The following is an 18766-nucleotide window of genomic DNA, read 5'->3' as shown; positions in this document are numbered from 1 at the left end:
CCGTCCGGACAGGGAATTGTTGCGTTCTTGTCAGCCTTTGCCGTGCACGCGGGCGGCCAGCGCATCCCGGCCGGTCCGGGTGAACTCGGCGATGGTGGCGGCGGGATTGTTGTGCCGCACGAGGGCTTCGCCCACGAGGACGGCGTTGGCGCCCTCCGAGGCGTAGTGCTCGACGTCGGCCGCGTCCCGCACACCCGATTCGGCGACGACGACGGCGGCGGCGGGGATGCTGCCGGCCAGTGCCGCGAAGACCGAACGGTCAACGTCAAGGGTTTTCAGGTTGCGCACGTTCACGCCGATGATTTTGGCGCCAACGGCCACGGCACGCTCGATTTCCTCGGCCGTGTGCGTTTCCACGAGGGCGTTCATGCCCAGGTCATGGGTGAGCGCCAGGAAAGTCTTCAGCCGGGCATCGTCCAGGGCGGCGACGATCAGCAGCACCAGGTCGGCGCCGTGCGCCCGGGCCTCCCAGATCTGGTATTCATCAACCGTGAAGTCCTTGCGCAGCAGCGGAATGTTCACGGCCGACCGGACGGCGTCGAAGTCTGCGAGGGAACCGCCGAAGCGGCGCTGCTCGGTGAGCACGCTGATCACCGCTGCCCCGCCGGCTTCGTAGCTGGCGGCCAGCGAGGCCGGATCAGTGATCGCGGCCAGCGCCCCCTTGGAGGGGCTGCTGCGCTTGACCTCGGCGATGACGTGCAGTTCGCTGCGCGCAGAGTCGTTCCCGCCCAGCGCGGCGAACGCGTCCAGGGCGGGAGCTGCCGCACGGGCGCGCTCCTGCATCTGATCCAGCGGAACCGTGCGCCGGCGTGCCTCGAGATCCTCGGCAACGCCGGCGACGATGTCGTCCAGAACGCTCACTTAGTGACCGTTGTTGGAGAGCTTCGAGCCGCCTACGCCGTAACCGGCCTTCCGCATGATGAAGCCGACGAGCAGGCCAACGGCGATGACGCCCAGGCCGATGCAGAACCACAGCACGCTGGCAATAATGTAGCCGAAGCTGGAGATTCCGGCGCCGACGATCATGATCAGGACGCAGGTCCAGGCGGCAGGGGTATTGCCGTGGCCGATGGTCTCATCGTGGATGCTGGCGTGGCTCTGGGCCGAGTTTTCCGGCTTGATGTCAACGTTGCTGTCAGTGGCGTTTGCGCCCATGATAATTCTCCTCTAAACGAATCTGTTTCCATTCTGCCATTGACTGGCGGAAACTCTTTCACATTGCGCCCGGGTCGGCCGGTTCCGGGATGCGCCGGCCCGGGCCCGGGGTCAGCGGTAGTTGGTGGGGTCGTCCCCGCGGGTCAGCCGGTCCCAGCTGTCGATCTCGTCAACCGGTTCCGGTCCCGCCGCGGTGCCGGAGGGGTTCGAAGGGTTGGCGGGGCTGGAGCCGCCGGCCGGGGTGGCGGCTCCAGCCGTCGTCGTGCCGGGCGAGTTGGCTGCCGAGGCCTCGTCCGCCGCCGGCGCCGGGGCGGGCGCATAGCGGCGGGAGGACTTCCAGCTGCGGCTGGCGATCGCCAGCCAGATGCCGGTGAGGGCGATCAGGATCCCGCAGACCAGCGCGGCCCAGGGCAGCGCGGTCAGCGTGACAACGGTGCCGTCGCCGCCGCTGACGCCGATCGCCTGGCCGATGGCGCCGGCTGCGCCCTGTTCGGGATCGCTGATCACTGTGTAGCTGGCGACGGCCACGCCCACGCCGGAGACCAGCAGGATGACGCTGACGATCCAGCGGGCGATGGGACCGGCGATGGAGGCGGCCAGCCCGGCCGTGATCGCCACGACGGCGAACGCCGTCACGGCGGTGGCGGCGTCGGAACCGGAAACGGCCAGGTCCGGGGTCTGGACGGCCGTCCGCGGCAACTGCACGTTCAGCCAGGTGCGCGTGGTGGTGGCGAAGGCTGCGATGCCGAAGAGCACCGCCGCCATGATGACGGTTCCCTTGCGCTGCCACCTCTTCATGGGTGTGCTCACTGCTGTACTTCCTGCTCTGGGTGTTGGTGCTGCATTAGCGATTGGTGCTGCATTAGCGATTGGGCTGGGTTGAAGGCTGGGGCTGCCGTGAGAAGGAAGTGGCGGGCGGCTCGCCGGCGACGGTGTCCAGGCTGCCGGCGATCAGGGCTGCGCGCAGCGGTGCCGCCGCCTTGTTGACCGTTTCCTGGGCTTCGGCTTCGAGGTCCGAATCCGCGACGATCCCGCCGCCTGCCTGCACAAAGGCCTTGCCGTCCCGCAGCAGCGCCGACCGGATGGCGATCGCCATGTCCATGTCTCCGGCGAAGTCGAGATAGCCGACAACTCCGCCGTAGATGCCCCGGCGGTGCGGCTCCAGCTCGTCCAGCAGGCGCAGGGCGCGCGGCTTGGGGGCGCCGGAAAGGGTTCCGGCCGGGAACGTGGCGGCCAGGACGTCGTAGGCGCTGTGCTGCGGCGAGAGTTCACCCACCACCGTGGAGACCAGGTGCATGATGTGGCTGAACCGCTCCACTTCCATGAACTGGGTGACGTCCACGCTGCCGGGGCGGCAGACCTTGGAGAGGTCGTTGCGGGCCAGGTCCACCAGCATCAGGTGCTCGGCGCGCTCCTTCTCGTCCGCGAGCAGCTCCTCGGCCAGCGCGCGGTCCGCTTCGGTGCCCTTGCCGCGCGGCCGGGATCCGGCGATCGGATGCGTGATCACTTCGCTGCCGGTAACGGTCACCAGCGCTTCCGGCGAGGAGCCGACGACGGCGAACGGGTTGCCGCGGGAGTCCTCGAAGTTGAACAGGTACATGTACGGGCTCGGGTTGGTGTTGCGCAGGACCCGGTAGACGTCCAGCGGCGAGGCGCCGCAGTCCATTTCGAACCGGCGGGAGATGACCACCTGGAAGACCTCGCCGTCCACGATGGCTTCCTTGCCGCGCTGCACGGCCTTCGTGTACTCCGGCTTGGGCCAGGATTCCTTGACGCCGTCGGTGAGCGTGGACAGGTCAACGGTGCCGCCGCGCAGCACCGAGACCGGCTGCGGCGTGGGTTCGGCCAGCCGCTGCAGCATTGAGTTCACGCGGGCGACGGCGTCGTGCCAGGCCTCGTCCACGCGCTCGTTGGAGCCGTCGAAGTTGATGGCGTTGGCCACCAGCATCACCGTGCCGTTGGAATTGTCATGGACCGCCATGTCCGAGACCAGGTTCATGGCCAGTTCCGGCAGGTCCAGGTCATCCACGGGCGGGTTGGGGAGTTTCTCCCAGCGCCGCACGGTTTCCCAGCCGACAAAGCCCACCAGCCCGGAGGTGAACGGCGGTACGCCGTCCAGCCTCTCGGTCTGCAGCAGTTCGATGGTGCGGGCCATCGCCTCGACGGGGTTTCCGTCCAGCGGCACTCCGGCCGGCGGTTCGCCCAGCCAGTGGGTCGCGCCGTCGTGCGTGGTCAGGGTGGCCCGGGAGGAGGCGCCGATGAAGGAGTACCGGGACCAGACGCCGCCGGCGGCCGCGGATTCCATCAGGAAGGTTCCCGGGGCGCCCGCGGTGAGCTTGCGGTAAATGCCGATCGGCGTGTGGGCGTCGGCCAGCACGCTCACGTGCACCGGCACCACCCGGTGTTCGGCTGCCAGTGCCCGGAATTCCTCGAGGCCGGGACGGATAACTCCAAGATCCTGCATGTGTCTGGTTTCTTTCCGGTCAGCGCTCCAGCGCGGGGCTGGCTACGTGTGGATGGCGGCGCGGAATGCCGGGCTAGTTCTCCGGGTCCGTGGTGTCTTGGCGAATTCCAGCGTCGGTGCTCTGGGATTCCGTGCTCTGGGATTCAGTGGGGGCCAGGACCGGAAGGTCGCGGCCGCGGCCCTCAAAACAGGTGCGGGTTCCCGTGTGGCAGGCTGCACCGACCTGGTCCACGCGGACCAGCAGGGCATCGCCGTCGCAGTCCAGCGCCACCGACTTGACCCACTGGACGTGGCCGGAGGTGTCCCCCTTGCGCCAGTATTCCTGCCGGGAACGGGACCAGAAAGTCACCCGTCCCGTCGTCAGGGTCCGGTGCAGCGCTTCGTCGTCCATCCAGCCGAGCATCAGCACCTCGCCGGTGTCGTGCTGCTGGACGACGGCGGCCACCAGCCCGGCGTCGTCGCGCTTCAGGGCGGCGGAAATTGCGGGATCCAGGCCGGGTGCCTGCGGGAATTCGGGGGGAGAGATTAGGGAAGCCATCCCATCGATTCTAGTGCGTTTGGCTGTGGGGCATTCCCTGTGCCCGTCACCCGCGCCAAAAGACGCTTAACGTGCTAGTTTCAGCAGTGATGCGATTTGTACAACCCTCCCGTGAAGTCCTGGCCGAAACGTTGCTTGCGGCCGGTCCTCAAGCACCCACTTTGTGCGAAGGTTGGCTGACCAAAGACCTGGCAGCCCACCTCTATTTGCGGGAGCACCGCCCGGCCGCGGCCCTGGGTTTCTTCCTGAAGCCCTTCGCCGCCAAGACGGACAAGGCCATGGAGGAGACCGCCGCCAAGGCGTCCACCGTTGAGGGTTATGCCAAGCTGGTTCGGGCCTTCCGTTCCGGTCCGCCGCGCCTGTCCCCCATGCACATGAAGGCCCTGGACAACAGCGCCAACCTGGTTGAGTACTTCGTCCACACCGAAGACGTGCGCCGCGCCGGTGACCGCTGGGCTCCGCGCGCCCTGGACGCCGATTATTCAGATGCCCTGTGGGCGGACCTGATCAAGCGCGCCGCGCTCCTGTACCGGGGTGTGGATCTGGGCATTGTCCTGGTCCGGCCCGACGGTCCCCGGCATGTGGCCAAACGCGCTCCGGTCTCAGTGGCGATTATCGGCGAGCCGGGTGAGCTGCTGATGCACGCCCACGGCCGCACCAAGCAGGCTCTGGTGATGTTCGAGGGCCAGCCCGACGCCGTCGCACTGCTGGAAAGTGCCGACATCGGGCTTTAGGGTTTTGCTCCCCCTCCTCTCCCCCAGGCGAGATGGCAGAAAGTGCCGTTCTCAGCGCTGAGACGAGCACTTTCTGCCATCTCGGCGGGGTGTGTGGACTTGACAGCTGCAATATGGTTTCCTCACACCGGTGGAAAACAAACGTCCCAACCCGTCACTAATCCGGCTCTTTCCCGGCTGGGCGAATTCTCCTGTGTGGATTCCGGGTGGTCCGGTGGACCTGGAGGATTCCCTGCTGACCCGAGAGCTGACTGAGGACTTGCTGGCTTGGGAAGCCCGTTATTACGCCGCCCGCCCGCAGGACCCCTCAAACAGCGGAAGCACCGGAAATGATCCGGGACCCCGGGAACGGCAATACCTCGCTGACGGAAAGGACCTGGCCGAACGGCTGGCCGCGCAATTGGGACATTCTTTCGCGGTTTCTTTTGAATCAGGACTTGAAGAGCACTACGTCACCCGCAGCGGCGACCCTGCCACCAACCCAGCCTCGGCGCGCTTCTTCGCGGAGGAGTTTGAGGAAGCGGCGGCTGAGGAGGAAAGACTTCGAGCCGCCGGACCGCTGCACGCCTATGCGCCCCTCTCTGGGGAGACCTTCAGCCCCTCTCCCGGGGACTCTGACCAGCCCTGAGGAACCCAGGTCCCATGGGCAACCGGCAGCCGCCTCAATCAGTTCCTCCCCGAGAGCTTTTCCATGCTGGCTTAGCCGCATTGTCGGCTTGTTCGGCCATCTAGGGGCGAAGGATCGCACCGCCGTCGCTGACCAAAGCGACGGCAACGCCATGCTTTGCAGCCAGCGAAGTGAAAAGAAGCCTCGCCATCGCATCTTGGCTCCAGGCAAATGCACCATAAACCACGGTTGTTCCGATCGAGTAATCAGTCAGCCGATCTTCCAGATCCGCATTTGCGCCGATTTCCTCATTCGTCGGGGAATGGGGTCCGTTCATCGGAGGAAACGTCTGAATAAGCTCTTTGTAAAACTCCTTCAATGCTGGAGTTGTCACGGATGCGTCGTCGTAAGAATGGCCTTCCGACCACTCCAATTGTTTATCCCACCACACCGGGAAGTCCGCATCATCTGTCACGCTGCCGGGATCAAATGCCAAGATGTCGTAAGCCATGTCCCGCAGAATACCCGCGCCTAAAGTTATCGGCGTGCAGGACAACATTGCGGCGGGTTGGACCTGACCTTCCAGCCTCTTATTCTTCGGTGCTTGCCGGAACCGATAAAGCCGAGGGAGGGATGGAGCACCTTCCCGTCAACGGCCCACTCAGGACCCATCAGCCGCAGAGCATGGATGACATCCCCGACGGGTGCCCAGCCTTCCGTCTCCAGCTCCAGTCCGTATTCCTGCGGAGCATGGCGCAACGCGTGGGACAGCACGCGGCTGATCTCTGATCGGCTTGGTGCGGGTATCGAAATGGCTCACATCCCCGTCACCAATGGAAAGACCCCGCCTCCCTTGAAGACAAAGGGAAGCGGGGCCTTATTGCTTTATCCGGGTGTCCGGGTGGACCGCAAAGTTTAGCCGGCCGGATCGGTGTCGGATTTCTCCTGACGGTGCCCGGCGGCTGCCGCCCTGGCGTCACCGTCTTCCTTCCCGTCCTTCTTGCCGAACGGCAGAACCTTCATCAGCGGGTGCAGGATCGCCATGACAACCAGGCCCCAGGCCAGTCCGACGATGGCCGAGCAGAGCGTGTTCACGAGCCAGCCCAGGAACCCGCCCACAACAGCGAGTCCTGCCACTGGGTGCTCCAGTGCGTGGACCAGGTCGTACGGCGCGTGCCAGCCGAGGTCGGACGCGCCTACGAGCATGATGTGGCCGCCCACCCAGAGCATGGCGACGGTTCCCACCAAGGTGATGGCCGCCAGTACGGCGGGCATTCCCTTCACCAGGAGTCCGCCGAGGCGCTGGGAGCCTGCTGACTCCTTTTTCGCCAGATGCAGGCCAATGTCATCCATCTTGACGATCAGCCCAACGGCCCCATAGACCAGAATCGTGATCGCAATAGCCACGACCACGAGGATGATCGCGCGGACCCAGATGGACGCGTCGCCCACCTCGTTCATGGAGATGACCATGATCTCGCAGGACAGGATGAAGTCGGTGGTGATGGCTCCCTTGACCACTTTGGACTCGGCGTCGGGACCCCGCTCCACCGCCGGCGCCGCCTTGTCCTCATGATGGCCAAAGAACTTGTGCCAGACCTTCTCCGCGCCCTCGTAGCAGAGGTAGGTGCCGCCGAGCATCAGAATGAAGGGGATCACAACGGGAATGAAGGCGCTGATCAGCAACAGTGCCGGCAGGATGATCAGCAACTTGTTCCGCAGCGAGCCCCAGAAGATCTTCTTGATCATCGGGAGTTCACGGGACGGGTCGGCACCGGATACGTACTGGGGGGTCACGGCGGCATCGTCAATGACGACGCCGGCGGCCTTGGCCCCTGCTTTCGCAGCTCCGGCAGCGATGTCATCGACCGATGCGGCGGCGATGCGGGCCAGGGCAGCGACGTCGTCCAGCAGGGCGACCAGTCCCCCGCTCACAGTGCGGCTCCTTGCTGATGCGGGACGGGCGGTTGCGCGTAGAGGGCGCCTTCGGGACGCAGATATGCCATGGTGCAATTATAGGTCGACTGGAAAGCCCCCTTAGTACAGGGACCAGGCGGCCCGGACCGGCGCCAAGGCGTTCCTGGCTCGTGCTGTAGTCTCCACTGCCCTGACCTACGAGATCTTGGCGTTTGACCCGGACAGTGTGACGGATGCGGATTTTTCCGCCTGGTGGGATGAGCGAGCTGGTCCGAGAGCCACTCCTATGACGACGTCGCTGTAACCACCCCGGGCTTTCGGGAGTTTTACAAGGAGCTTATTTCTACGTTCCCCCCGATGAACGGGCCCGATGCCCCACCACTCGATCAAGTCGACGATGACCCCGATTTGGAAGTCCGGCTCACTGATTACTCCATCGGGACTGCCAGTTGCCTTCACTCTCTAAATTGCCTTGCTGCTGCTGAACCAATGACACCCCACAGCACACCGGTTTGAACGGCACGAATCGCACGATGACTGCTCGCCTAACGTCCCTCCACGAAGGTTCCGAGAGCCTTTATCAACTCGTGATATTCGGAGGTCAGGGGAAGATCTGCCGAACCGTCCTGTTTGGCAACATATCGATCGGGAATGCTGCCGCTTCCTTGGTATCTGAAGGTTTCCCTAATCCACTCTCGTGTTTCAGACACGGCTGGTTCTGATCCGTCACACTCGATTATTTGTGCCTCATTTTTATAGCCGTGACCCAACTCCGGGAGACCTACCAGCGAGAGCAATTCTGCGAATCGGGACATACTTCGTACCGCATCGTCGATGTACTTCGCCACGGCTACTCCACTCTCCATAACAACAGGGGTTCGGCATAAAGAATGCCTCGGATGAGGACCGCGATTTTCACGTAATCCTTATTCTTGCGCACTGGGTCTTCGTTTACCCCGACCAAGCCGCTAGTCGGTTTCGCGACGCTATCCGGAAATCACGGCCACCGGCCGGTCTGAAAAGAAATTCGCGCTAGTGGCTATATCCCTTCTAGCTCGTACTGGACAACGGAGAGCCAGGCTTCCTGGGCCGCATCAGCTATTGGACTACCCGAGCTGGCGCCTAGGGCTACCTTCCTTCGCCTTTAGATTCTTGCGATTTTGGTAAACCGAACCCGGACCGGGACGGCTGCAATGGTTTGCGAGCCGGTCCAGTTCAAATAAATCCGGAACCGGACTCTTTCACCGGCGGCGCGCGGCTTGAACGTCGCCATGCTGAACGAGAAAACGTCCTCCGCGCCCCCAGCCTGCCGCATATGAATGGTTCTGCCATCTTCACTGATCATCTCAATGAACGAACGTGTTACGCCCGTAACTCCGATGGCTGCGGCGGTCATGACAATCGCGTAATTGCAGTACTCATTCAAGGTGAACGTTCCGCCGTCCTCAAAGGCAACCAAGTTCGGGTTCACGCTTTCGGATTCATCGGGAACTACCCAGCTCATAACGGTAGGCCTACCCTTTGGGATCGGTACCCCTGGGGGATTCTGCCACTCCGAATGATTGCCGCCGGTAACCGGCATGGCAAGAGCCGCAATCATCTTGTTCCGGGCCATGGGTGAGGAAAGCGCATAGACGCTTCCATGCCGGATGGTCTGGCCCCTCTGGAGGACATAGGGAGCGGTCACCACCTTGGTTGCTGGGGACCACGGTCCGTTGAGGCTGGCGGCTTCGCTCCAGTGCAGCCCCAGATTGTTTACGTACCGGTCAAAATACATCCGGTATGTGTCCCCATCCTTCAAAATGGCAGGTCCCTCGATACCGCTTCCCCACCCGGCCCAGTTGCCTGAACGATCGGTTCTCCAGGGGCCCGTGATGGTCTCGCCTGCGGCCCGGTCAATGCTGTTGCCTGTGGAATAGAACAGATACCATTGCCCGTCGGTTCCCCTGATCGGTACACCGTCAATGTAACTCGCGGGCTCGTTCGCAAAGGTAACGGCAACGGGAGTGCTCCAGGCGGTCAAGGCGGCATTGGCCGCCTTGACATAGTACATATCGCCCACGTTTGCGGACGTAATCCGGCTGAAGAACACGTAAACGTCATTGCCGTCCACCACCAGTTCCGGCGCCCACGCTTTGACGAGTCCGGGCGCGGCGGCAACGGAAACCTTGGTCAGTAGACTCCACGACCCGGGGTGTCCAGTGGAGCTCGATGCAATGGCGAAGTTTTTATTCCGGCCGTCCGTAGTGGTGTAAGCCACATACCAACGATCATTCCAATACAGGATTGACGGGTCCCGGAGTCCGCCACCATCGGCCGGAACATATACCGGGTTATTGTCCCCGCCGAACAGCGTTTTCCCGTCCGGTGAATAAAACAGGTTCAGGGTTTCCCCCGCTGGGCCGTTGCCAACAAAGTTAGCAAAAACAAAACCAGTTGCTGCACCCTCATCGGTAGCGGCTTTCTCAAAGTCAGTTTCCATAACCTGCCATTCCCGTTGGTGGAAGGACAAACTATCAATCCGAGCGGATAAAGCCAACAGGAAACAACCAATGGCTAGAACGCCACTCCAGGAACATCTACGACCGCAGTCGGCGTACTCTCGCTCTACATGGCGGTCCGGCGCACCGTTCCCGGAAGCGGCACCGCGCAGCACCACCCATGTCGCGTTCCGGTGTGAGACCACACCAGATCACGTGCGGGCCTACAAAGGGCGCAGGCGTCGTCGGACCATCTATTCCGGGTTGAACGCAAAAGGCACCCCGCCAACCGGCAGGGTGCCTTTAACTCTAAGAAATTAGATGGTCACCGCGTCAATGACGAACCGGTAGCGGACGTCGGATTTCAGCACACGCTCGTAGGCGGTGTTGATGTCCTCGGCCTTGATGAGCTCGATCTCGGGGGCGATGTTGTGCTCCGCGCAGAAGTTCAGCATTTCCTGGGTCTCGGCGATGCTGCCGATGCCCGAAGATGCGAACGAGCGGCGGTTGCCCATGAGGGCGAAGACCGAGACCGGCAGCGGCTCGGGCGGCGCGCCGACGTTCACGATCGTTCCGTCCAGGCGGAGCAGGGACAGGTACTGCTGCATGTCCACCGGGGCGCTGACCGTGTTGATGATCAGGTCGAAGGTGTTCGCGAGCTTCTCGAACGTGCCCGCGTCGCTGGTGGCGTAGTAGTGCTCGGCACCGAAACGGAGGCCGTCTTCCTGCTTGTTCAACGACTGGGACAGGACCGTCACTTCGGCGCCCATGGCAGCGGCGATCTTGACACCCATGTGTCCGAGTCCGCCCATGCCGACGACGGCGACCTTCTTGCCCGGTCCCGCGTTCCAGTGGGCGAGGGGCGAGTAGGTGGTGATGCCGGCGCAGAGCAGCGGAGCCGCGGCTTCGTACGGGATGCTCTCGGGCACGCTCAGGACGAAGTCCTCGACCACCACGATGGCGGTGGAATACCCGCCCTGCGTGATGCTGCCATCGCGGTCCACGGCAGTGTAGGTGCCGGTATTTCCGTTCAGGCAGTAGTTCTCCATGCCGGCGAGGCAGTTTTCACATTCCCGACACGAGTTGACCATGCAGCCAACGCCCACACGGTCGCCGACCTTGTGCGCGGTGACATCCGCACCAACCTCGGCCACGGTGCCCACGATTTCGTGGCCGACAACCTGCGGGTACGCGATGGGTCCCCATTCGCCGCGGACGGTGTGGATGTCCGAGTGGCAGACACCGGCATAGGCAATGTCGATGAGGACGTCATGCGGGCCGACCTCGCGGCGTTCGATCGTGGTGGGAACCAGCGGATCGGTGGCGGAGGGGGCTGCGTAAGCGCGTGCGGTAGTCATATTTCTCCAAGCTGTGGGGTAACAGTGCCATAGGGCACCTAAGGCACAAGTCCGATCCTGCGCTATTTATTTCCGCAGGGGGCGACGACGGCGGATCCGGCCCGCTTCGAGCCCGGACGCCGACCCGGAGCAACAGCGGCACTCCGGTCCGGCCGGCAGCACCTGCCTGACAAGGGGGATCAGCAACCAGTTCCTGTCCGGACGGTAATGCCTATAATTAAGAACGCGTTTTCCGCATGTGGGACCCTGCGGTCCCTAATAGCTTCGTATGTGCCCCGTATTGGTGATGTAAGTGACTTTTGTCCGTGCCGATTCTGTCCGCTCCAGTTCCGGAGCAGCCGCTCGCCGTTCTTCACCCTCAGCCTCGCGCGGCCTGCTCATTGATTGGGATCCCGCGACCTTCCGGCAAACACTGGAGCGGTTTGCCGGGGACCAACCTGTCGCAGTCCCCCATGCGGACGCCGGAACCGGCTCTCCGTTTCCCTTCCGCCTTCAGATCTTGGACGCCGATGTTCCGCCGCCGATCATGCTGCACCCGCGTTGGGAGCAGGCGCTGGCGGGTTTCGTCCGGGAACAGGCCCGGGGCGTGCCGCTGGGCGCCGGAAACCGGAACTACAAGGACCGCAACCCGAAGTGTGAGGTAGCCGTGGCCCTCACACCCCTGCGCGTGCTTGCCGGGGAAAGGAGCACGGAAGAGCTTCAGGCCATCGCTTCCGGGCTGGAACTGCCCTGGCTGCGTTCCTATCTCTCCTTCCGCCATGAGACGGCCATCCACTCAGTGCTGCGCATGAGCTCTCATGAAAAGGCCGCCGCACTGCGGGAAACAGCCGACGCGGTGCATCGGATCCGGGACGTTGAGGGACCGGCCGCCGAGGCGGCCGCCGTAGTACGCCGGCTGCAGCCGATTTTCCCAGACGACCGGGGCGTCCTGCTGGCCGTCTGCATGCAGCTGATCCAGCTGGATCCCGGGCAGGTAGCCGTGATACCCCCCGGGTGCCTGCATACCTATCTGTCCGGCCAAGCAGCAGTGGTGATGGGCCACTCCGATAATGCGCTGCAGGCAGGCTTGACCAAGGAGCGCGTGGACCTCTGCGAACTCCAGGTCCTGACGGGCGACGGACAGCCGCAGCCTTCTCCCCTGCCTGTTGCCGACGTCGACGACGGCGAGCAGCGCATTCCGCTCTGGAGCGACGATCTGGACCTGCGGCGGGTGGTCGTAGGGGATGATCCGAAGCCCGCCCGACTGGGACCGTTCAGCGTAGTGCTCGCCGCGATGGAACCCGCCGCCATCACCGTAGATGAGGTCACAACGGATCTGGAGCCCGGAGCGAAGATCTTGTACGCCGGGGACCCCGTAACAGCCACGTTCACGGGGCCGGCCCAGATTTTCGTGGCCTCAAGGGCCTAGCTGCTCTCCCCATCGCTGTACTCGCGTTTGTCGGAACGTTTCCGGCAAACGTCAGCGGACAGCGAACCCGGCGTCGCGGATGGCCTGCTTGACCTTGGCGATGGCATCGTCGGGCCCGAAGTGGAAGACCGAGGCGGCCAGGACGGCGTCGGCCCCGGCGATCACGGCGGCCGGGAAGTGCTCGGGCGCGCCGGCACCGCCGGAGGCGATCAGCGGCACCTTTACTGCCGCGCGGACGGCCCGAATCATTTCCAGGTCGAAGCCCTCGCGGGTGCCGTCGGCGTCGATGGAGTTCAGCAGGATCTCCCCCACGCCGCGGTCCGCTGCCTCGCGGGCCCAGGCGACGGCGTCGATCCCTGTGCCCCGGCGGCCGCCGTGCGTGGTGATTTCGAAGCCCGACGGCGTGGCGCCGTCGTGCGTTCGCCGTGCGTCCACGGAGAGCACCAGCACCTGCGAACCGAAGTGGCGGGTGATCTCGTCGATGACGTCCGGGCGGGCGACGGCGGCCGAGTTGATCGAGGCCTTGTCCGCGCCGGAGCGCAGCAGCCGGTCGACGTCGGCGATGCCGCGCACTCCCCCGCCCACGGTCAGCGGAATGAAGACTTCCTCGGCGGTCCGGGAGACGACGTCGAACACGTTGTCGCGGTTGCCCGAGGATGCCGTGACGTCCAGGAAGGTCAGCTCGTCGGCTCCGGCGCGGTCATAGCGGTGCGCCAGCTCCACGGGGTCTCCGGCGTCGCGCAGGCCCTCGAAATTGATGCCCTTGACCACGCGGCCGGCGTCGACGTCCAGGCAAGGAATGACGCGGATGGCAACACTCATGGTGGTCCTCCCCTAGATCCGGCAGGCGTGGATGGTGCTCACGAGGATGGCGCGGGCGCCCAGGTCGTAGAGCTCGTCCATGATCCGGTTCGTGTCGGATTTTCTGATCATGGAGCGCACGGCCACCCAGCCGCTGTCCTGCAGGGGTGAGACGGTGGGCGATTCCAGGCCCGGTGTCAGGGCTGCCGCCTGGTCGACGAGTTCGCGGCGCACGTCGTAGTCCATCATTACGTACTGGTGCGCCACCTGGACGCCGCGCAGGCGGCGGATCAGGACGTCGACGCCCGCGGGGTTTTCCCCGCGGCGGCCGATCAGGATGGCCTCGGACTTCAGGATCGGCTCGCCGAAGATTTCCATGCCGGCGGCGCGCAGCGTGGTTCCGGTTTCGACGACGTCGGCAATCGCGTCGGCGACGCCGAGGCGCACCGAGGACTCCACGGCGCCGTCAAGCCGTACCACCGAGGCGTTGATGCCGCGGTCCGTCAGGTAGTTGCGCAGCAGTGCGTCGTAGCTGGTCGCCAGGCGCTTGCCCTCGAGCTCCTCGATGGCGGTAAAGTCACCTGCCGGTCCGGCGAAGCGGAAGGTGGACTTGGCGAAGCCCAGGTTCATCAGCTCCTCCGCGTCCACCTCGGCGTCCAGGAACAGGTCGCGGCCGGTGATGCCGACGTCGAGCGTTCCGGCGCCGACGTAGACGGCGATGTCGCGGGGGCGGAGGAAGAAGAATTCAATGTCGTTGTCCGGATCCACCAGGACCAGTTCGCGGCTGTCGCGGCGCTGGCGGTAGCCCGCTTCGGAGAGCATGGCGGAGGCGGATTCGGAGAGGGATCCCTTGTTGGGGACGGCTACACGGAGCATGGGAGGCATCTTTCGCTGGAAGTCACTGAGGTTGGGGTGAGGTTGCCGGCGGGGCCACGCACTGGATTCAGCGCGCGGCTAGAGATGCTTGTAGACGTCCTCGAGGGTCATGCCTTTGGCGAGCATGAGTACCTGCAGGTGGTAGAGCAGCTGGGAGATTTCTTCGGCGCATTCGGCTTCGGATTCGTACTCGGCGGCCATCCAGACTTCGGCGGCTTCCTCGACAATCTTCTTGCCGATGCCGTGAACGCCCGACTCGAGTTCGGTCACCGTGCGCGAACCGGCGGGGCGGTTCTGCGCTTTCTCGCTCAGCTCTGCAAAGAGGTCTTCGAAAGTTTTCACAGGTCAAGGCTACGCTGTGCCGCTGGTTGGGGCTCAATTGGGGGTCGGGGTGTGACGGGGACGGCCTATAGCGTCTCACCCCGTTTAGGTAGCGAGGGTTGTGACGGCTGCCTGGGGACGTCTCTCCTGACGGCATGAACCAGAGCCTCGATCCCAGGAGTCGGCTGGCGGGTATTCAGCGTCGGTGACGGGGCTACAGAGCCTGATTGGATTGAGTTCCCGCGAGATGCCCTTTCGGACGATCCCCGGCGCTACGTCTCGACAGATCAGATGCCTGCCGACTAAAGCTAGGGACCCACCTCGATGGGCGGTGCGGCCCTCTTGCCGCACTCGCTCCCAAACACTTACTGTGGCCATGAGCACAGCCGAGGAATTCAGCGGCACGGTCCGTATCGGCGGCGTGGACGTCCAGATCATCAAGGGCCACGGCGTCTTGCCCAAGGGAACCGCCGTCGCTACTCCGGGCAGAACCAAGCGCGGGCGTAAGCCAGCAGCCGGGAGCGTCCAGGTGAAATCAATCAAGGATGCCGGCGCCTATGGTCCTGAAGCAGTCGCGCGCAGGGTCGTCGACGCACTGGGCAACAACGTCACCGCCAAGCTTCTCGGGGTTTCACAGGACGGGCCGGGCCGGTGGGCAACCGGCGTCGACCGCCCCTCGGAGACCAACCGGGCCAAGCTCGCGGACCTGGACACGCTCGTCGGACACCTGCTGGCAACCTTCACACCGGAACAGGCCGCACTGTGGCTTGAGGGTCAGGATCCTTTTCTGCGGGCGCGGCCGATCGATGTTTTTGCGCAGGAAGGGCCCGGCCGGCTCATCGAGGCCATGAAGGCGTATGCGCAGGGCGCGTTCGCCTAAATGGAGTTCTACCGTGTCCTGAACTGGGATCCCGCGGCCACAGACGCGACCGAGAACGGCCATCCCCTGTTCGTGTGGCCGGATCAGGGAAACGGCAGGGTGGATGATCCGGCGGCGGAGTACCGGGTGCTGTACGTCGGATCGCATCCCGAGGCGGCAGTCGCAGAAGCCCTGGGGCGGTTCCCGACGTGGGCGCAGGGGGTCCTGGACGTTCCTCGGGCGGCGCCTGCCGGCAGCCGGAAAGCCCTGGTGAAATACACGGGCACGCCGCGGGTGCTTGATCTGGACGATCCGCGCGTGCTTTTGGACTTGGGGCTTCACCCCAGCCAGGTCATCACTCGCGAATACGCAGCGACCAGAGAGTGGGCGCGCAGCATTTACGAATCGAATCAGCACGACGGCGTCTCCTGGTGGTCCTTCTACGGGTCCCAGTGGGCTTCGGTCGGCCTGTGGGACTGGTCCTCGCTGACCGTGGACGACGATCCCGAGATCCTCACCCTGGACCACCCAGCTGTTGAGGGGGCTGCAGCCGAAATCCTCAGGCCCATAGTGCGGAAGCACGAGAGGCCAGGCCCGAACGCGGGCAAGTATCGCAGTTCACGGTGAATAGCCCGCCTCGGATCATGGGCCCGCGAGCGCGACGCCGGTATACGCGGCGAGGGAAGCCAACAGATCATTCTGAAAACCCTCATCATGCACCGCGGGATGCGGGGCCCGGGGCTCCTGGTGGAACCAGTACCGGCCGCTCACCATGGCAGCGGGGTCCTCCGTTGTCGCAAGCCAGACCTGGGTGACGTCGGCCAGGCTCAGATCGTCGGGCGCGCTGGGCCCGCCCATCCTTGTCGGCACCCACCCCGGGTCGAGGGCGTGCGCCAGCACGTCCGGCCACAATCGTGCCACCGCAGCCATGAGCGTGGTGACGAACAGCTTCGAGTTGGAGTAGGAGCGCGTCGCGCGGCTGCCGCTCCAGTCGATGCCGGCAAGGTCGGGACGCCCGCCATGGTGCATGCCGCTGCTGAGATAGATCAGGCGCCCCGGGCGTTCCATTTCCGCAGTGAGTACATACGGGGCCACCACATTGACGGGCAGGACCGACGAGCCGTTCATAGTCCCGGCGTTGTGGATGACGGCATCGAACCGTCCCAGCCCGTTCGCCTGCGCCACAAACTCACGGACTTCGGGAAAACGACTCAGGTCACCGACAACCTCCCCGGCACCTCGCTCAATGAGATCCCGAACGGCGCTCAGCCGAGCCGGTGTCCGCGCGTGGACGACGACGTCGTGCCCCTGCTCGAGGAGCCTCATGGCAGTCGACCGCCCAATGCCGTCAGTTGACCCGGTGACAAGGACGCGTGCCACGATGCTCCCCCGCTTTCTCGTCACCACGGTTGACATGATCGGCTCTCAAAACGCGTGCCGCCAACCAGTCTTCCGCCCCTGCCTCGGTTGCGGGAGGGTCCAGGGCCCGCCGGACCACGCCTGCGCCGAAACACGTAGGCTGACGCCGTGAACGGGACAACTGAGGAGAAACGCTCATGACCACCATCGGCATACTTGGCGCCGGCCAAGCCGGAAGCACCCTGGCCCGTGCGGCCATCGCCGCAGGTTACGACGTCGTCATCGCCAATTCGCGCGGTCCCGAGACCCTGGAGAGCCTGATCAGTGAGCTGGGTCCGCGGGCCCGGGCTGCCTACACCGCCGACGCCGCAGCCGCAGCTGACTTCGCTGTCCTAGCCTTCCCCTACTCCCCCGACAGCACACTGCCGGTCGACGAACTCGTGGGAAAGGTCGTGATCGATAACAACAACTACATGGTCTGGCGCGACGGAAACTATCCGGAGGTCGACTCCGGCCGCCAGACCATTCATGAGCTGCGCCAGGAACAGCTGCCCGCTTCGAAGCTCGTTAAGGCGTTCAGCCACGTCCAGTTCCACGGGCGCTCCGAGATCCGGGTCCCCGGCGATGCGCTGCCGGCGGTGATCCGGCTGGCAAGGCCGGCCGGTGCTCCTGACCGGAAGGCGCTGGTTGTCTCGAGCGACCATCCGGACGCCGTCGAAGTGGTCAGCCGCTTCTACGGCGATCTCGGATTTGACGCCGTTGACAACAGTCCCCTGAGCGAATCGTGGCGCAGCGCTCCCGGAACACCGATGTGGCGCCACCATGTGGACGGTCAGAGCCGCGAGGAACTCATCCGCAACCTGCAGCTCGCCCGGCGCATCGATTGAAGGCCGCGGCCACCGGAAGGGGAGCCGTGCAGATGCCCACGAACAGACTAAAGTGTTTCCGGGATTTTGCGCCCGGGAAACAGCGTCGAATATTGTCGCCGATACATTCGGCGCCCCACGAGGCGGTAGGCAAGTCGGACCGGCGCAGGGATTTCCTTGAAGAAAGCCTTTCGGTCGTCCGGAGGGTTCGTGGCCATCATCATCCCGAGGTAGCCCACCAAAAATTTCTTGTCGAACTGTTCGATCCCGTGCTGACCGACCGCGTCCATTTCCTTTTCGCTCAACACCCTGTCCACCACGGGCATCACCTCAGTGACTTCGCGGCGCAGGTGCACTTTAAGCAGAGCGGAGAGGTCCTCATAGCGTTCAGCGAGTTCCTCGCCGGCCGCCACGTTTGCCGTCTCCATCCAGCGTCGCCGGACCGGTTCGATGTGTTCAAGCCGCTGCCCCACCTGCCGATGTTGTTCCAGCATCTGCGCTACATGCAGGGCGCACCCCGGTGCCCGGCCAGCCAGTCGAGGGTACATCAGCAGGTCTTCACCCTCGTGGTGGATGTGCAGCACGCCGTCGAAGTTTCCGAGCACTTCCCCAACGTATGCGGCGCGATCCGTATCTCCAATAGGGGTGGACCGCACCAGGCCGGGTGCCTCATCGTAGGCCCAAAGGAAAAAACGGTGAACGCGCCGCATTCCGACCGTCCCGGTACAGAGGATGGGCCCCGGCGGCAATGGGGCCGGGGCCTCGCCCGGCTCGGCCGTAAAAAAGTCAGCCATTTGGATCGCCCCTTAAAGAGTTCATCCAAGACTGAGGCCGTTCCCCGCGAGTATCTTAAAGTCTTTCCTCAATCAGCACAATGGCTTAAGCCATCGGGGGAGCTTCAGCGGTCAGGCCTTTCCGAAGTGCTGACCCCGGCCCGCCCTTTCTACTGAGACCGGGCGCGAAGGTAGCTTGCGGTTGCCGGATTCCTCCGATGGACATCTTCGCGAAACTTTTCCCGCCCTG

Annotated in this window: 22 protein-coding genes; 6 read left to right on the top strand and 16 right to left on the bottom strand. The window is 64.2% G+C overall.

All coding sequences use genetic code 11. The annotated features are described in order from the left end of the window. Positions 1-30 precede the first annotated feature (30 nt). The 5 genes from trpC to hisI all read right to left on the bottom strand — a co-directional run bounded on the left by trpC (position 31) and on the right by hisI (position 4157). Complete coding sequence (gene trpC, locus QNO00_RS12885) at positions 31-861, bottom strand: indole-3-glycerol phosphate synthase TrpC (RefSeq protein ID WP_284024766.1); 831 nt, start codon at positions 859-861, stop codon at positions 31-33. Beyond that, the gene (locus QNO00_RS12880) at positions 862-1155 is read right to left on the bottom strand and encodes an HGxxPAAW family protein (protein WP_229966752.1); all 294 of its coding nucleotides are present in this window, start codon (positions 1153-1155) and stop codon (positions 862-864) included. It abuts the gene before it with no gap. Between the two features lie 111 nt (positions 1156-1266). Beyond that, complete coding sequence (locus QNO00_RS12875) at positions 1267-1965, bottom strand: Trp biosynthesis-associated membrane protein (RefSeq protein ID WP_284024765.1); 699 nt, start codon at positions 1963-1965, stop codon at positions 1267-1269. A gap of 52 nt (positions 1966-2017) precedes the next feature. Next, positions 2018-3619, bottom strand: coding sequence for an anthranilate synthase component I (locus tag QNO00_RS12870; protein WP_284024764.1), 1602 nt, complete (start codon positions 3617-3619; stop codon positions 2018-2020). Between the two features lie 73 nt (positions 3620-3692). Continuing rightward, positions 3693-4157, bottom strand: a complete 465-nt coding sequence (gene hisI, locus QNO00_RS12865) for a phosphoribosyl-AMP cyclohydrolase (protein ID WP_284024763.1) — start codon at positions 4155-4157, stop codon at positions 3693-3695. Positions 4158-4246: 89 nt separating this feature from the next. Between hisI and QNO00_RS12860 the strand changes: the two genes are divergently transcribed. Further along, positions 4247-4891 carry a TIGR03085 family metal-binding protein gene (locus QNO00_RS12860; protein WP_229966756.1) on the top strand — a complete coding sequence of 215 codons (645 nt, stop codon included), beginning with the start codon at positions 4247-4249 and terminating at the stop codon, positions 4889-4891. Positions 4892-5021: 130 nt separating this feature from the next. Further along, positions 5022-5519, top strand: a complete 498-nt coding sequence (locus tag QNO00_RS12855; protein WP_284024762.1) for an immunity protein CdiI family protein — start codon at positions 5022-5024, stop codon at positions 5517-5519. Positions 5520-5619: 100 nt separating this feature from the next. Here QNO00_RS12855 and QNO00_RS12850 read toward each other — a convergent pair whose 3' ends face one another. The 6 genes from QNO00_RS12850 to QNO00_RS12830 form a co-directional block, all read right to left on the bottom strand. Next, the gene (locus tag QNO00_RS12850) at positions 5620-6009 is read right to left on the bottom strand and encodes a hypothetical protein (protein ID WP_284024761.1); all 390 of its coding nucleotides are present in this window, start codon (positions 6007-6009) and stop codon (positions 5620-5622) included. 26 nt (positions 6010-6035) lie between these two features. Further along, on the bottom strand, positions 6036-6281 hold the full coding sequence (locus QNO00_RS17405; RefSeq protein WP_502863364.1) for an RNA 2'-phosphotransferase: 246 nt from the start codon (positions 6279-6281) through the stop codon (positions 6036-6038). A 132-nt stretch (positions 6282-6413) separates the two neighbouring features. Next, positions 6414-7433 carry a DUF808 domain-containing protein gene (locus QNO00_RS12845; RefSeq protein WP_284024760.1) on the bottom strand — a complete coding sequence of 340 codons (1020 nt, stop codon included), beginning with the start codon at positions 7431-7433 and terminating at the stop codon, positions 6414-6416. A gap of 527 nt (positions 7434-7960) precedes the next feature. Next, positions 7961-8263, bottom strand: a complete 303-nt coding sequence (locus QNO00_RS12840) for a hypothetical protein (RefSeq protein WP_284024759.1) — start codon at positions 8261-8263, stop codon at positions 7961-7963. A gap of 296 nt (positions 8264-8559) precedes the next feature. Continuing rightward, positions 8560-9897 (bottom strand): family 43 glycosylhydrolase, encoded by a 1338-nt coding sequence (locus QNO00_RS12835; protein ID WP_284024758.1) that lies wholly within the window; start codon positions 9895-9897, stop codon positions 8560-8562. Positions 9898-10212: 315 nt separating this feature from the next. After that, the gene (locus tag QNO00_RS12830; protein WP_229966762.1) at positions 10213-11253 is read right to left on the bottom strand and encodes an NAD(P)-dependent alcohol dehydrogenase; all 1041 of its coding nucleotides are present in this window, start codon (positions 11251-11253) and stop codon (positions 10213-10215) included. A 526-nt stretch (positions 11254-11779) separates the two neighbouring features. Here QNO00_RS12830 and QNO00_RS12825 point away from each other — a divergent pair. After that, positions 11780-12661, top strand: a complete 882-nt coding sequence (locus tag QNO00_RS12825; RefSeq protein ID WP_229966763.1) for a cupin domain-containing protein — start codon at positions 11780-11782, stop codon at positions 12659-12661. Positions 12662-12712: 51 nt separating this feature from the next. Here QNO00_RS12825 and hisF read toward each other — a convergent pair whose 3' ends face one another. The 3 genes from hisF to QNO00_RS12810 all read right to left on the bottom strand — a co-directional run bounded on the left by hisF (position 12713) and on the right by QNO00_RS12810 (position 14680). Beyond that, positions 12713-13483 (bottom strand): imidazole glycerol phosphate synthase subunit HisF, encoded by a 771-nt coding sequence (gene hisF, locus QNO00_RS12820; RefSeq protein WP_284024757.1) that lies wholly within the window; start codon positions 13481-13483, stop codon positions 12713-12715. A 12-nt stretch (positions 13484-13495) separates the two neighbouring features. Continuing rightward, positions 13496-14338: an ATP phosphoribosyltransferase gene (gene hisG / locus QNO00_RS12815; RefSeq protein ID WP_229966765.1), complete on the bottom strand. Its 843-nt coding sequence runs from the start codon at positions 14336-14338 to the stop codon at positions 13496-13498. A gap of 78 nt (positions 14339-14416) precedes the next feature. Then, positions 14417-14680: a phosphoribosyl-ATP diphosphatase gene (locus QNO00_RS12810; protein WP_229966766.1), complete on the bottom strand. Its 264-nt coding sequence runs from the start codon at positions 14678-14680 to the stop codon at positions 14417-14419. A gap of 355 nt (positions 14681-15035) precedes the next feature. Between QNO00_RS12810 and QNO00_RS12805 the strand changes: the two genes are divergently transcribed. Both QNO00_RS12805 and QNO00_RS12800 read left to right on the top strand, forming a co-directional pair. Then, positions 15036-15539: a hypothetical protein gene (locus QNO00_RS12805; RefSeq protein ID WP_284024756.1), complete on the top strand. Its 504-nt coding sequence runs from the start codon at positions 15036-15038 to the stop codon at positions 15537-15539. After that, a complete protein-coding gene (locus QNO00_RS12800) occupies positions 15540-16145 on the top strand; it encodes an RES family NAD+ phosphorylase (RefSeq protein ID WP_284024754.1) in 606 nt (201 codons plus the stop codon). Positions 16146-16160: 15 nt separating this feature from the next. Here QNO00_RS12800 and QNO00_RS12795 read toward each other — a convergent pair whose 3' ends face one another. Then, the gene (locus QNO00_RS12795; protein ID WP_284024753.1) at positions 16161-16898 is read right to left on the bottom strand and encodes an SDR family NAD(P)-dependent oxidoreductase; all 738 of its coding nucleotides are present in this window, start codon (positions 16896-16898) and stop codon (positions 16161-16163) included. A 176-nt stretch (positions 16899-17074) separates the two neighbouring features. Between QNO00_RS12795 and QNO00_RS12790 the strand changes: the two genes are divergently transcribed. Continuing rightward, positions 17075-17764: an NADPH-dependent F420 reductase gene (locus QNO00_RS12790; protein ID WP_284024752.1), complete on the top strand. Its 690-nt coding sequence runs from the start codon at positions 17075-17077 to the stop codon at positions 17762-17764. 47 nt (positions 17765-17811) lie between these two features. Here the strand turns inward: QNO00_RS12790 and QNO00_RS12785 are convergent, their stop codons facing one another. After that, positions 17812-18537 (bottom strand): hemerythrin domain-containing protein, encoded by a 726-nt coding sequence (locus tag QNO00_RS12785; RefSeq protein ID WP_284024751.1) that lies wholly within the window; start codon positions 18535-18537, stop codon positions 17812-17814. Between the last annotated feature and the right edge of the window lie 229 nt (positions 18538-18766).

Source organism: Arthrobacter sp. zg-Y1219 (genome assembly GCF_030125545.1).
GTDB lineage: Bacteria > Actinomycetota > Actinomycetes > Actinomycetales > Micrococcaceae > Arthrobacter_B.
Note: the sequence above shows the minus strand (reverse complement) of the source record. Positions and strands in the feature narration are given on the sequence as shown.